We start from the raw sequence: 13542 nt of genomic DNA, 5'->3' as shown, positions 1-13542 counted from the left end.
ATGCTTGCGTTGATTGCGGGAACCGGGGCGCTGCCCACCGAAGTTGTTGCCCAGTTGGCAGAACGTCCCCTGATCTGCGCGATGGAGGGGTTTCTGCCGGACACCCTGAGCGCGGATGTCGTGTTTCCTCTGGAACAGTTGGGCAGCTTCATCGCCGACCTGAAGGCGCGGGGCGTGACTGATATCTGTCTGGCCGGCGCTGTTCGGCGCCCGCCAATCGACCCCTCTCGCATCGATGCCGCGACACTGCCGCTGGTTCCGATCATCCAAAAGGCCATCCTGTCCGGGGATGACGGAGCTTTGCGCGCCATGATCGGAATTCTTGAGGGGGCCGGTGTCAACCTCAGGGCCGCGCATGAAATCGCGCCCGGTTTGTTGCCGCCGGTGGGGTGCCTGACCGAAGCGCATCCCTCGGACGCCGACATGGCCGACGCTGACCGTGCAGCGGGTATTCTTCGGGCAATGGGGGCGGCGGATACGGGGCAGGCCTGCGCCATATCCAAAGGGCAGGCGCTGGCTATCGAGGGGATATTCGGCACTGCGTGGATGCTGCAATCCCTGACGCAACGCCCCGACGCAGGCGGGGGCATTCTTTTCAAAGGCCCCAAACCCGATCAGGATCGGCGCGCTGATTTGCCCGCCATAGGACCGGATACCGTCACCGATACGGTTGCGGCAGGATTGTCCGGGATCGTATTGGAAAAAGGCGGTGTACTCGTTCTGGAAAAAGATCGTGTCATCGCTGAATGCAATCGCCTGGGTCTGTTCCTGTACATCCGCGAGCGGGCGGTCTGATGCGTGTCTTTCTGGTCGCTGGTGAACCTTCGGGTGACCGGCTGGGCGGAGCGCTGATGGAGGGGTTGAAAACCCTGGTGCCTGATGTTGAATTCGACGGGGTCGGTGGCCCGTTGATGCAAGCGCAGGGTCTGAGCAGCCGGTTTCCCATGTCCGAGCTTACGGTCATGGGGCTTGTTGAAGTTCTGCCGAAGTTTTTCCACCTGAAACGGCGTATTTCCGAGACAGCACAGGCGGTGCTGGACACGAAACCGGATGTATTGATCACGATAGACAGCCCTGATTTCAGCTTGCGCGTCGCCAAGATCGTCAAAGCTAACAGCAAAATCCGAACAGTCCATTATGTTGCCCCCAGCGTCTGGGCCTGGCGACCCGGGCGTGCTGACAAGATGGCAAAGGTCATCGACCATGTGCTGGCGCTTCTTCCTTTCGAACCTCCATACATGGAACAGGCAGGGATGGACTGCGACTTTGTCGGTCATCCTGTGGCCAGCGAGCCGATTGCCACACCAGACGAGATCGCGGCCTTTCGGAACCGCTTCGATCTGGCCGACGCGCCAATCCTCCTGGCTTTGCCCGGTTCGCGGCGGGGTGAGATCGAACGTCTGGCAGAGTCTTTCGGCGGCGCATTGCGGTTGTTCATCGATGACCACCCGAATTACCGCGTGGTGATCCCGACGGTAGGTTCGACAACCGATCTGATAAATGAATTGGTGCGAGAATGGCCCGGCGCCCCCGTGGTGCTGGACCCTCGCAATGTAGGCGCAGAGCAAGCCACAGCCGACAAACGTGCAGCCATTGGTGTCGCAGATCTTGCACTTGCTGCATCGGGAACGGTTTCGCTGGAACTTGCGGCGCAGAATACGCCGATGGTCATTGCGTACAAACTCAACTGGCTGACGCAGAAGGTGGCGGAACGGATGGTCAAACTGGACACCGTTACTCTGGTCAATCTGGTCTCGGACACGCGCGCCGTGCCGGAATGCCTGCTGAATAATTGTCAGCCTGAAAGGATCGCCGAAGCCTTGCGTGAGGTGGCCGGCGCAACCAACGCGCAACAGCACGCCATGAACCTGACCATGGATCGGTTGGGGCGAGGAGGCGAAGCACCTGGTTTGCGCGCGGCGCGGGCTGTTCTGAACAGAATGCAGCCAGAAAATGCTTGATCACGCGCTGTTCGCCGTTTCGGCCGGGATCGCAGTGATTTCCACCAATCTTGACAATCTAGCCGTCTTGTTGGGCTTGATCCTGGTGATGGAACAGCGCCGCGCGCTCGTGGGCTTTGCGGTCGCTCAGACAATTGTACTTTCCTTAGCCATGACCGTGGCTGTGGGCCTGAACCAAAGCGGTCTTCCGTTTTGGATCGGCTACCTTGGCCTTGTCCCATTGGTGTTTGGCTTGCGCGGTATCTGGCGGCAATTTCGCAACGCGGAAACTGAAAACACAGAGTCAAAAGGGGCCGTGACCTCAGTGGTGACGCTGTTTCTGAGCCTCTCGATAGACAGTTTCGCGGTTATGACCCCTCTGCTGGCGGACTCGGCGCCTTCTTATCGTGTTGTTGCGTTGGTTGGCGCTGTCACTGCGGCCGCGGGTCTGGTCGTAGTAGCGGCATGGGGGGCACCCTACGCCAAAAGCCTTGGACCTCGCGTTGCCCGTTTGGATCGGATCGCTCCATATATCATGGTCTGCGTCGGGCTCTATATTCTCTTAAACTCTCCCACCGACATGCTGTGACCGCACCGAGAGAGCACTTTGTCTCGCACACGTGATCTCTATTCGGCTGTTGCAGTGATGCAGGTCCGAGGTATCGTCACCCGAAAAAGGAGCTTTCGACATGACCCGCATTCCCCCTTTGTCGGATCAGGAAATGACAGTCGACGCGCGCGCGTCCCACGCAGCATTGGGCGCGTATGGTCCGTTTGACAACTGGGCCCGCGTTGCGGCGTATTGCCCTCCGGTTCTGAACCATGTCACGGGAATGCTGACAACCCTGCGAGAGCAGGAGAACCTGCCGCGCCGTGCGTTGGAGCTGGCTATGGTGACGGTTTCGAAACTGAATGCCTGCGATTATTGCGTCTCGCATCACACACCGCTGCTGACGGTGGCGGGTCTCAGCCCCGAAGGTGCGGCGCGTCTGCCAGACGTCGCAGATCATACGGAACTCGATGCCTGTGACAAGGCGGTCGTTCGCTATGCCGAAGCCGTGACGATCCGGTCGGGCCGTATGCGGGACGCTGAAGTGGCGGATCTGAGGGAATGGTTCACGGATGCTCAGATCGTCGAGCTGACCTGGCGCATCGCCTTGTGCGGTGCGTTCAATCGGTTCAACGATGCATTGCAGATTCAGATCGAATCCGAGGTCAAACCGGTTTCAGCTTAATACCCACGCCAGATCCAGCCGCCGCCGAATACGCGGCTGTCTTCACTTGCGTAAAACACACAGGCCTGCCCTGGCGAGATGCCTTCCTCGGGGGTCAGCAGTTCGACCTCGGCCGTTGTGTCCGACAGCGGCCGAAGGATTGCCTCGCGCGGCGGGCGGGTCGAACGGACTTTAACGGATAGATGCCATTCATCGCGTGACGTGAAGGGTTCGTCGCCCAGCCAGTTGATCTCGCGCACCGGAACGACGCGCGTTGCCAGCATCTCTTTCGGGCCCACTACGACCTGCTTTTTGTCAACGTCCAGTTTGACGACGTAAAGCGGCTCGCTGAGGCCGCCGATGCCAAGACCGCGACGTTGCCCGATCGTATAGTGGATTACACCGTTGTGCTGCGCCAGAACGCGGCCATCCGCGTGAACGATCTCGCCGGGTTCCGCGGCTCCGGGGCGTAGTTTTTCGATGACACTGGCATAGTTGCCGTCGGGCACGAAGCAAATATCCTGACTGTCAGGCTTGTCTGCTACAGACAGCCCATATTGCGCAGCCATTTCACGGGTTGCATCTTTTGACGGCAGGTGGCCCAGCGGGAAGCGCAGGAAGTTCAGTTGCTCCGGCGTGGTCGAGAACAGGAAATAGGACTGATCGCGATTGGCGTCTTCGGCGCTATGCAGTTCCGGACCGTTGGCGCCCATCTTGCGCTGAATGTAGTGGCCGGTGGCCATGCAGTCTGCCTCAAGATCCTTGGCGGTTTCCAGAAGATCCTTGAATTTCACCCGCTCGTTGCAGCGGATGCAGGGAACTGGCGTTGCACCTGCTAAATAACTGTCGGCGAACTCGTCGATCACGGCATCCTTAAAGATGTTCTCGTAATCCAGAACGTAATGTGGAAATCCACGCTCTTCCGCCACGCGGCGCGCATCATGAATATCGATTCCTGCGCAACAGGCACCTTTCTTGGCCAACGCCGCGCCGTGGTCATAAAGCTGCAACGTCACACCGACCACATCATAGCCCTGATCGGCCAGATAGGCCGCGACAACGGAACTGTCGACGCCCCCTGACATCGCCACAACGACCCGCGTCTCCGAGGGCGGTTTGGCAAAGCCAAGCGAGTTCAGCGGGGTCTCGGTATCGAGGGCCATTGCAGTTTCCAGTCCGGGTTAAGAAAGACCGGCAGAATATAAGAAAATTCTACACACTCTCAAGGGGCGGTTTCACTCGACCTTAAGTAGGCTGGTGTCAGCTTTGGTGCAGCAAGAAGGGTAAAGCGATGTATTTGCACAAAGTTGAAGGGCCAAGGTCTGTTGCTCTGCCGGATGGATCTATTTTGACGCATGCCGATCTGCCGCCCGCAAACACAAGGCGATGGGTGGCGTCACGCAAGATTCTTGTCGTGCGTGGAGTACTTTACGGTTTGATCAGCCTGTCGGAAGCAAAAAGGAAATACGGCATCAGCGACCAAGAGTTCAACGGTTGGGTGTCGTTGGTCGCAGAGCACGGCGTTGAGGCATTGAAAGCGACGGCGCTAAAAAAGTATCGACAACCTAAAGGCGAGTGTGAATTAATAATTCAACGGTAACGTCAGATTAACCATTCTTGGTCAGGTTTAATTTTAATTGGAATTATTGACCCGAATTGGAGCAGTGAAAAATGCGCATACTTCTTGTCGAGGATGATCCGACCACGTCCAAAAGCATCGAACTGATGCTGACGCATGCGAACCTGAACGTCTACGCGACGGATCTTGGCGAAGAAGGAATCGATCTGGCGAAACTCTATGATTACGACCTGATCTTGCTGGATCTGAACCTGCCGGACATGAACGGGCATGAGGTTCTGCGCCAGTTGCGGATCGCCAGGGTGGAAACGCCGATTCTGATTCTGTCCGGTGCTGATGATACTGAAAGCAAGATCAAAGGCTTTGGATTTGGTGCGGATGATTATCTGACCAAACCCTTCCATCGCGAAGAACTTGTGGCGCGCATTCATGCCATTATCCGCCGTTCCAAAGGGCATTCGCAATCGATCATTCACACAGGGCGTGTAGCAGTGAATCTTGATGCCAAAACCGTCGAAGTGGATGGTAAGACTGTGCATTTGACCGGCAAGGAATACCAGATGCTCGAGTTGCTCAGCCTGCGTAAGGGGACGACTCTGACGAAGGAAATGTTTCTGAATCACCTCTATGGCGGCATGGATGAACCCGAACTGAAAATCATTGACGTATTCATCTGCAAGCTGCGCAAAAAGCTAAGCAATGCAACCGGAGGAGAGAACTACATCGAAACCGTTTGGGGCCGCGGTTATGTGCTGCGAGATCCGCAAAACAACTCGCTGGACGAAACACGGATGGCAGTCGGTCTCTGATTTGAAACACCAGTGCCGCCGGTGGTCCAGGGCGGCACATTGCACTCACGGCTCAGCACGTCTGGACCTGGCCATGGCCTCGCCCTATCACTGAGGTCCAAGTACGCGTGACAGGGCGAGGCCATGAGCAACTTAACTTCCATATCCGAGCTGACAGAAGATGAGGCACGTGCCGAGCTTGCACGTCTGGCCGAACTGTTGTCGAAAGCAAATACGCTGTATCACACGGCTGACGCGCCTGACATGTCGGATGCGGAGTATGATGCTCTCAAGCGTCGCAATGCTGAAATAGAAGCGCGCTTCCCCTATCTCAAGCGTTCCGACAGCCCGACGGATCAAGTGGGTGCAAAGCCTGCTGACGGTTTTTCGAAGGTGACGCACGCCGTGCGCATGATGTCGCTGGGCAATGCTTTCGATGATGAGGACGTGGCAGATTTCGACAGATCGATCCGGAAATATCTGGGCCTTGGCTTCGGGGAAAGCCTTGCCTACACAGCCGAACCTAAGATTGATGGCCTGTCTCTGTCATTGCGTTACGAAAAAGGACAGCTTGTTCAGGCCGCGACGCGTGGAGATGGTGAAGTCGGTGAAAATGTAACGGCCAATGCCCGCACGGTCTCCGATATCCCGCAGCACTTGCAAAACGCACCCGAGGTTCTGGAAGTCAGGGGTGAGGTTTACATGTCTCATCCGGATTTCGAGGCGTTGAACGCGCGGCAAGCAGAGCGCGGTGGCAAACCCTTTGCCAATCCGCGCAACGCGGCGGCGGGGTCTTTGCGACAACTGGATTCGGAAATCACGCGCTCGCGCCCGTTGCGTTTTTTCGCTTATGCCTGGGGAGAGGTTTCGCAACCATTGGCCGACTCGCAGATGGGGGCGATCGAGCGGCTTAAATCACTTGGATTTTCGACGAATCCTCTGACCCGTCTTTGCGCAACGACGCACGAGATATTGGATCATTATCGCAATATTGAAGCCCAACGTTCCACCTTGGGCTATGACATTGATGGGGTTGTTTACAAGGTGAATGATCTGTCGCTTCAGGCGCGTTTGGGGTTTCGCTCAACCACACCACGATGGGCGATTGCACACAAATTTCCAGCCGAACTGGCATGGACAAGGTTGGAGGCGATCGACATTCAGGTCGGTCGCACAGGCGCGCTTAGCCCGGTCGCACGGTTGCATCCAGTGACGGTGGGCGGTGTTGTTGTTTCCAACGCCACTTTGCACAACGAAGACTATATCGCGGGACGCGATGCCAAGGGCGGCACGATCCGCGATGGCAAGGATATTCGTGTCGGTGACTGGGTTCAGGTTTATCGCGCCGGGGACGTTATTCCGAAGCTGTCTGATGTTGATCTGTCCAAACGCCCACCTGGTTCGCAAACCTTTGCCTTTCCAACGCGCTGTCCGGAATGTCATAGCGAGGCGATCCGCGAAGAAGGCGACGCAGTCCGCCGCTGCACCGGTGGCTTGATTTGCCCCGCGCAGGCCGTTGAAAAACTGAAGCATTTCGTCTCGCGCAAAGCGTTTGATATTGAAGGCCTTGGCGCGAAACAGATCGAGATGTTCTATGATGATCCGATCCTTCCGATTAAAACTCCGACGGATATCTTTACATTGGAACAGCGTGACAAGGGCAATTTGGCTCGGCTGAAGAACCGGGATGGGTGGGGGGAAACCTCAGCCAGAAATCTGTTCGCCGCGATCGACGAAAAGCGAACCATTCCGTTTGCGCGCCTGTTGTTTGCTTTGGGTATCCGACATGTGGGTGAAGTCGGAGCGCGTGATCTGGCGCTGTATTACCGCGATTGGGAGACCCTGACACAAGCCCTGGACGCCGCGCACCCGGCAGCTCTGGCGCAACGGCAAGCGGATGAGGCGGAAGATGCCGAACGGGCGGCCGCGCTGGCAGAAGGTCGTCGGGCGCGGGTCAAGGAAGCGCGGGATGCGGCAATCACCGCGGCGTGTGTTCCGCCGGATGCCAATGCCACCTGGGCGGAATTGATCGGAATCGATGGGATTGGTGCAACACTTGGTCTGTCTCTGTCCGATGCGTTTTCGAACGTGGAAGAAAGACGCGCCTTCGATACATTGCGCAAGGAATTGACAGTAATCGCACCTGATGCACCGGCATCAGACAGCCCAGTGGCAGGCAAGACGGTTGTGTTCACCGGGACGTTGGAAAAGATGACGCGCGCCGAAGCCAAGGCGCGGGCCGAGGCGTTGGGTGCGAAGGTGTCAGGTTCCGTCAGCAAGAAAACCGATATTCTGGTCGCCGGTCCCGGTGCGGGTTCGAAAGCCAAGAAAGCGGCAGAGCTGGGTATCGAAACCCTGGATGAGGATGGCTGGTTGCAGCTGATCGAAGGCGCATGAGCGGGAGGCCGGAACAGCTGTTCCCGCTGTTTGCGGAGCTGGAAACACTCGACGGCGTTGGCCCCAAAACCGCGCAAGCCCTGGAACAGGCCGGTATTGAGAGCCCACGCGACGTTCTGTTCGGCCTGCCCTATGCCGTTGTCGATCGACGCCGGCGAGAGACGATTCAGGGCGTCGATCTGCCCGCCACGTTGACCGTCGAAGTGACGGTCGGTCCACACAGGCCGCCTCGAAACAAGGGTGGGGCATACCGCATTCATGTCGAAGACAGTCAGTCTGATTTTCAGTTGGTTTTCTTTCACGCGCGCGGGGACTATCTGAAAAAAATGCTGCCTCAGGGTTCGCGCCGTGTGGTTTCGGGCAAGCTGGAGCTGTTCGATGGCATGGCTCAGATGGTGCATCCGGATCATATGTTGCCCGTCGAGCAAGCCAGTGAGATCCCAGAGTTCGAACCGGTTTACCATCTGACACAGGGGCTGACCCAGAAGACGGCGTTCAAGGCCAGCCGCAGTGCTCTGGCGCGGGCGCCGGAGCTGGTGGAATGGATCGACCCTGCGCAGATGGCACAGCAAAACTGGCCGGATTGGATCTCTGCAATTCGTGCTGGTCACAATCCTCAAGGGGCTGATGATGTCTCACTGTTTGCGGCTGCACGTCAGCGTCTGGCCTATGACGAGCTGTTCGCGCATCAGATGACGCTGGCTCTGGCGCGTCAGCGAGATCGGAAATCCCGTGGTGTCGTCAGCGTAGGGACAGGCGCGTTGCAATCCAAGGTTTTGGCCAGTCTTCCTTATCGTCCGACCAGCGCGCAAAGCCGCGCGATCGAGGAAATCGCGGCCGATATGGCAACGGACGCCCGCATGAACCGATTGTTGCAGGGTGACGTAGGGGCCGGCAAGACGTTGGTGGCTTTCATGGCCCTTCTGATTGCAGTCGAGGCCGGAGGGCAGGGCGTGATGATGGCCCCGACTGAGATCCTCGCGCGCCAGCATCTTGAAGGGTTACGCCCGCTGGCGGAAGAGGCGGGAGTGGTGCTGGAACTGCTCACCGGGCGAGACAAGGGCGCAGAGCGGCGCGCCAAGCTTGAGGCTTTGAAAAATGGCAACATTCAAATTCTGGTCGGCACCCATGCCGTGTTTCAGAGTGATGTTGAATTCAAAGCGCTGCGATTGGCTATCGTTGACGAACAGCACCGGTTTGGTGTGCGCCAGAGGATGGAATTGTCGGAAAAAGGGCAGGGTGCGGACGTATTGGTGATGACTGCCACACCTATTCCACGCAGTCTGGCGCTGGCCCAATATGGCGACATGGACGTCTCTGTGCTGGACGAAAAGCCGCCGGGGCGCAAACCTATCAAGACAGCGATTGTCAGCACGGAGCGCATGGATGAGGTCGTATCCCATCTGCGTCGCGCGATTGAAGAGGGGCGGCAGTGCTATTGGGTCTGCCCCTTGGTCGATGAATCTGAGGTTTCGGACCTGACGGCTGCTGAAGAAAGATTCAAGCGCTTGCGTGCTATATTGGGCGAAGGTGTGGTCGGGCTGGTTCATGGGCAAATGCCGGCGGCCGAAAAAGACGCGGCAATGTCTGCATTCCAGATCGGGGCCACCAAGGTTCTTGTCGCCACGACCGTCATTGAAGTGGGGGTCAACGTGCCCAATGCCACGATCATGGTCATTGAACGGGCCGAGATATTTGGTCTGGCCCAACTACATCAACTGCGCGGTCGCGTGGGGCGTGGTGACGCGGAATCGACATGTTTGCTGATGTACCAACCGCCGCTCAGCGAGGGGGGACGTAAGCGGTTGGAGGTTCTGCGTGAGACTGAAGACGGGTTTCGTATCTCTGAAACCGATCTGGAAATGCGTGGTGCGGGGGATCTGATCGGAACCGCACAGTCCGGTCTGCCCAAGTTCCGCATTGCTGATCTTGAGCGTCAGGCCGGATTGATGGCTGTAGCCCAATCCGATGCCCGGGCGTTGCTGAATGCGGACCCCGAGCTGACCTCAGACCGGGGCCGCGCGGCGCGTATACTTTTGTGGCTGATGAAGCAGGATCAGGCGATCCGTTTGATTTCAGTAGGTTAGGCGAAAAGTTCCAAAAAGTTCACAAATGTTCTCAAAAAGTTCTTTACCGACTCGGGTAAATATGAGAACAAAAGGTCAACAAAGGATTAAAACTCTGACCGGAGGTGACCCTATGCTGACCCAGATCAAGACTGTATTCAGCCGCTCGCAATCGACTATCCTGCAGGATGCAGTGGGCGTGATGTCTCTGGTCGTGATCCTGATGGTCGCCCTGCACCTTCCGGTTGGATTCTAAGCCTTTCTGACTGCGATCTCGTGCCGAAAAAACCGCGCTGTCATCCCCATTTCAGTCAAGGGTGACCTGCCTGTCCCAAACCCCTTGAGGGGCCATGCCTCGGCCCCGTGCGGTAATCCGGACCCCACGCGAGACACGCAATGACTGCCGCCGCCCTTTCGCCCGGAAGGTGCGGCGGTTTTTTTTACAACTGTCCGGTTTTGAAAATCTCAAGCAATGCGGACAGGACGGAATTGACCGCGACAGAGGCCAGGATCATCCCCATGATACGGCTGATGATCGCCGCTCCTGAGTGGCCAATCAGGCGAATGATCGGTTCCGCCAAGAGCATGAGAACAAAGGCAACAACCAGAACCGAAAGCATGACCAGCGCGGTAATCCCTTGATCTGCTGCACTATATCGATGGTTGTCTGTCAGGATGACGACGGCCAGCATCGCCCCGGGTGAGGCCAGAGACGGAACGGCAAGAGGGAAGATTGCTGGGTTTTGCTTGTGATACTTGTCTTCCTGATCCTCTTCGGCCTGACGTTGTTCAATTTCCTGTTTGCTCTCGCCGAAGATCATCGTCAGTGCAAAAAGAAACAGTATGATACCCCCAGCCACCTGAAACGAATTCAGACCGATATCCAGCGCTTCGATCAGCAATTGCCCAAACACAAGAAAAAACAGCAAAACGCCTGCGCTTATCAGGGCGGCTAACAGGGCCGTTTTCCGCCGGGCCGCAGCAGTAAGACCTGCGGTGACGGCGATAAAAACCGGAATTGTGCCAATCGGGTCAATGACGACCCAAAGCGTCACAAAATGCTCAAGCAGATTATTCAATACCCATCCCTCCTTAAATCTGTACGGAAGGTAAACGGGTTTGTCTCAAATAGCTACAATCAGGCGCAATGTGCCTGTTCCGCCTGCGCCATGGCTTCCGCAGTGGCGTCCAGCGCCAGCAGGATTGAAGCATGGCGGTTCTTATAGTCCCGCGCCGGCATCAGAACCTTGAGACCGTCGAAGGGCGCGTCCGGAGCGGGGCCATCCTTTTTCAACATCGCAGCAAGCTGATCGCGCGCCGCTTCGACCTGTGCACGCGTCGCGCCAATGATTGCGTCGCCAACCAACGAAGCGGACGCCTGACCCAACGCACAGGCCTTCACGTCCTGTCCAAAGGCACTGACGCGACCATCCTGAACGTTCAGATCAACCGTCACTGTAGAGCCGCATAGAGGTGCGCGTTTCTTGACCGTTGCATCCGGGTTTTCCAGCCGATCCAGATGCGGGATGTCCGCCGCCAGCGCCAGAATGCGTCCGGAATACAGCTTAATCAGGTCGTTCTCGCCGCTCATGGCTTTCCCTCGTCGTGTGTTCCTCATACATAGTGACCAGCCAACCGGATGCAAAAGGTTTTTGTCATGTCTGACCCCGTCGCGTTTGATCCATCTACTCTGAAATATAACGAGGCGGGACTGATTCCGGCAATTGCGCAGGATGAGGTGTCGGGTGAAGTTCTGATGATGGCATGGATGAATGCGCAGGCCATTGAAAAGACATTGGAAACGGGCAGGGTGACCTATTGGTCACGCTCGCGTCAGTCTTTCTGGATCAAGGGCGAAACCTCAGGTCATGTGCAGAAACTGGTGGACTTCCGCATCGATTGTGACCGCGATTGCCTGTTGGTTCTGGTGCGTCAAACCGGTGCTGCCTGTCACACCAACCGCCGGACGTGCTTTTACACCGCGGTGCGGGACGGGACCGAAACCGAACTGATGGCTCCGATGGAAGTAACGTAGCAAGATCAAAGCCCCACCATATGGCGGATGTCAGCCGGGCTGGCACCTTCGGCCCGATATTTCGAGATCGCACGTGCGTCGTCCCGTTTGGCCAGTCGTTTGCCCGCGTCATCGCGGATCAGATCGTGGTGGAAATACTCGGGTGTAGGCAGGTTCAACAGCGCCTGAAGCAGAACATGAATGCGGGTGGCTTCGAACAGATCCCGACCGCGAACCACACGGGTGATCCCTTGAGCTGCGTCGTCAAGAACGACGGACAAATGGTAGGACGTACCCATGTCACGGCGGGAAAGTACAACATCGCCGATATTTGTTGCCATTTCATCCGGGGTGAATGTGACAGTTCCTGTTTCGCCATCGGGACCTGAGCCCAGTTCCGAGAATTGGAATTTGGCAGGATCGCGGATTGCTCGACAGGCTTTGGCAACGTCCAGTCGCAGCGCCTGGTTTCGCGGATGATGTATTCGGCTTAAGTCTTTGGCTTGATTAGCATTTCGACATGTTCCGGGATATACTATTCCATCTGGTCCAAGCAAGGGCGCGCCTTCTTGGGGGGCGCTTGCGGCGGCAGCAATATCTTTGCGGTTACAGACGCAGGGATACAGAAGACCCCTTTTCCACAACCGATCCAACGCTCGATCATAGATACTCAGCCGATCTGATTGACGCAAAACCGGTTTCGGCCAGGTCAGCCCCAACCATTTGAGGTCATCGTAGATCTGATCCTCCCAATGCCGACGCGAGCGGGACTGATCGATATCTTCGATGCGCAGCAAGAACTGTCCATTTTCGGATCTGGCCATGTCGCTGGCGATCATCGCAGAATAGGCGTGCCCAAGGTGAAGTGGACCGGTCGGGGATGGCGCGAAACGCGTTACGAAAGTCACGCTTTTTTTAATACATACACGTCAGAGTTAAGGTTGATACCGGGCAAGTGTGGCCCGTATTCACGAAATAGAAAACGTGCTGCCCCCATGTCGACCCAATCCGTCAGTCGGCAGGTGAATTTGTGATCTGCCAGCGCATGATCGTTCAAGGAACACGCAAGCAACCCACCTTTGGGCAAGGCGTGCATCAACAGGTCGAAAGTCTCGGGTGGCGCCGCGCCCTGGCCGATGACACCAATGGCTGTGATCACCGAATACGCGCCGCGCCTGAGCAGGGCTGGCTTGGTGATGTCAAAACCGGTCAGGGTTCGGTAAACACCCTTGGCCTCTGCCTCTTCCAGCATTTTGGGAGTGGGATCGATACCATCGATGACTTCAAATCCCGCCGCCCGCAAGGCGAGACCGGAAAGCCCGGTTCCACAGCCAAAATCCAGAATTGGCGTTTGGGGGTGAGGGTGGAATTTCCACAAAGCCGCGGCCACCCGTCCCGGGGTTGCATATCCCTGTTCCGCGACCTCTTTTTCGTAGGTCGCAGCCCAGTTCTGATAGTGCGTTTCAGTGTCTTTGGGCGTGTCGAGATTGTAGGTATTGTCCAGGAATTTGTCGCTCATCCCGGCATGCTAGGCCGAGAGCATG

General features: G+C 57.0%; 15 protein-coding genes. 10 read left to right on the top strand and 5 right to left on the bottom strand.

What is annotated here, in order from left to right; genetic code table 11:
- From D1823_RS05710 to D1823_RS05695, 4 genes are all read left to right on the top strand, one after another.
- Entirely contained in the window at positions 1-795 is a 795-nt protein-coding gene (locus tag D1823_RS05710) for an LpxI family protein (protein WP_117869009.1), read from the top strand.
- Positions 795-1961 carry a lipid-A-disaccharide synthase gene (gene lpxB, locus D1823_RS05705; RefSeq protein WP_117869008.1) on the top strand — a complete coding sequence of 389 codons (1167 nt, stop codon included), beginning with the start codon at positions 795-797 and terminating at the stop codon, positions 1959-1961. The genes D1823_RS05710 and lpxB overlap by 1 nt, the downstream gene beginning before the upstream one ends.
- The gene (locus tag D1823_RS05700) at positions 1954-2529 is read left to right on the top strand and encodes a hypothetical protein (RefSeq protein ID WP_117869007.1); all 576 of its coding nucleotides are present in this window, start codon (positions 1954-1956) and stop codon (positions 2527-2529) included. Before lpxB ends, D1823_RS05700 begins: the two co-directional genes overlap by 8 nt.
- A gap of 100 nt (positions 2530-2629) precedes the next feature.
- The gene (locus tag D1823_RS05695; RefSeq protein WP_117869006.1) at positions 2630-3175 is read left to right on the top strand and encodes a carboxymuconolactone decarboxylase family protein; all 546 of its coding nucleotides are present in this window, start codon (positions 2630-2632) and stop codon (positions 3173-3175) included.
- On the opposite strand, the gene mnmA is transcribed toward D1823_RS05695, so the two are convergent.
- Positions 3172-4317 (bottom strand): tRNA 2-thiouridine(34) synthase MnmA, encoded by a 1146-nt coding sequence (gene mnmA / locus D1823_RS05690; RefSeq protein ID WP_117869005.1) that lies wholly within the window; start codon positions 4315-4317, stop codon positions 3172-3174. The genes D1823_RS05695 and mnmA overlap by 4 nt on opposite strands.
- A 128-nt stretch (positions 4318-4445) precedes the next feature.
- On the opposite strand from mnmA, the gene D1823_RS05685 reads away from it, so the two are divergent.
- The 5 genes from D1823_RS05685 (at position 4446) to D1823_RS22215 (ending at position 10240) form a co-directional block, all read left to right on the top strand.
- Positions 4446-4754, top strand: coding sequence for a DUF1153 domain-containing protein (locus D1823_RS05685; RefSeq protein WP_117869004.1), 309 nt, complete (start codon positions 4446-4448; stop codon positions 4752-4754).
- 71 nt (positions 4755-4825) lie between these two features.
- Entirely contained in the window at positions 4826-5542 is a 717-nt protein-coding gene (gene ctrA / locus D1823_RS05680) for a response regulator transcription factor CtrA (protein ID WP_117869003.1), read from the top strand.
- Between the two features lie 123 nt (positions 5543-5665).
- On the top strand, positions 5666-7918 hold the full coding sequence (gene ligA, locus D1823_RS05675) for an NAD-dependent DNA ligase LigA (RefSeq protein ID WP_117869002.1): 2253 nt from the start codon (positions 5666-5668) through the stop codon (positions 7916-7918).
- Entirely contained in the window at positions 7915-10005 is a 2091-nt protein-coding gene (recG, locus tag D1823_RS05670) for an ATP-dependent DNA helicase RecG (RefSeq protein ID WP_117869001.1), read from the top strand. The genes ligA and recG overlap by 4 nt, the downstream gene beginning before the upstream one ends.
- A gap of 112 nt (positions 10006-10117) precedes the next feature.
- Positions 10118-10240, top strand: a complete 123-nt coding sequence (locus D1823_RS22215; protein ID WP_256367496.1) for a hypothetical protein — start codon at positions 10118-10120, stop codon at positions 10238-10240.
- Between the two features lie 184 nt (positions 10241-10424).
- Here the strand turns inward: D1823_RS22215 and D1823_RS05665 are convergent, their stop codons facing one another.
- On the bottom strand, positions 10425-11063 hold the full coding sequence (locus tag D1823_RS05665; RefSeq protein WP_117869000.1) for a MarC family protein: 639 nt from the start codon (positions 11061-11063) through the stop codon (positions 10425-10427).
- A 59-nt stretch (positions 11064-11122) separates the two neighbouring features.
- The gene (locus D1823_RS05660) at positions 11123-11575 is read right to left on the bottom strand and encodes an iron-sulfur cluster assembly scaffold protein (RefSeq protein WP_117868999.1); all 453 of its coding nucleotides are present in this window, start codon (positions 11573-11575) and stop codon (positions 11123-11125) included.
- 48 nt (positions 11576-11623) lie between these two features.
- On the opposite strand from D1823_RS05660, the gene hisI reads away from it, so the two are divergent.
- Complete coding sequence (hisI, locus tag D1823_RS05655; protein ID WP_117868998.1) at positions 11624-12019, top strand: phosphoribosyl-AMP cyclohydrolase; 396 nt, start codon at positions 11624-11626, stop codon at positions 12017-12019.
- Between the two features lie 5 nt (positions 12020-12024).
- Here the strand turns inward: hisI and gluQRS are convergent, their stop codons facing one another.
- Complete coding sequence (gene gluQRS, locus D1823_RS05650) at positions 12025-12906, bottom strand: tRNA glutamyl-Q(34) synthetase GluQRS (protein WP_117868997.1); 882 nt, start codon at positions 12904-12906, stop codon at positions 12025-12027.
- Positions 12903-13517 carry a class I SAM-dependent methyltransferase gene (locus D1823_RS05645; RefSeq protein ID WP_117868996.1) on the bottom strand — a complete coding sequence of 205 codons (615 nt, stop codon included), beginning with the start codon at positions 13515-13517 and terminating at the stop codon, positions 12903-12905. Before D1823_RS05645 ends, gluQRS begins: the two co-directional genes overlap by 4 nt.
- Between the last annotated feature and the right edge of the window lie 25 nt (positions 13518-13542).

The organism is Ruegeria sp. AD91A (genome assembly GCF_003443535.1).
In the GTDB taxonomy this organism is placed as follows: Bacteria; Pseudomonadota; Alphaproteobacteria; order Rhodobacterales; family Rhodobacteraceae; genus Ruegeria.
This window is presented reverse-complemented; position numbering and strand designations above follow the sequence as displayed.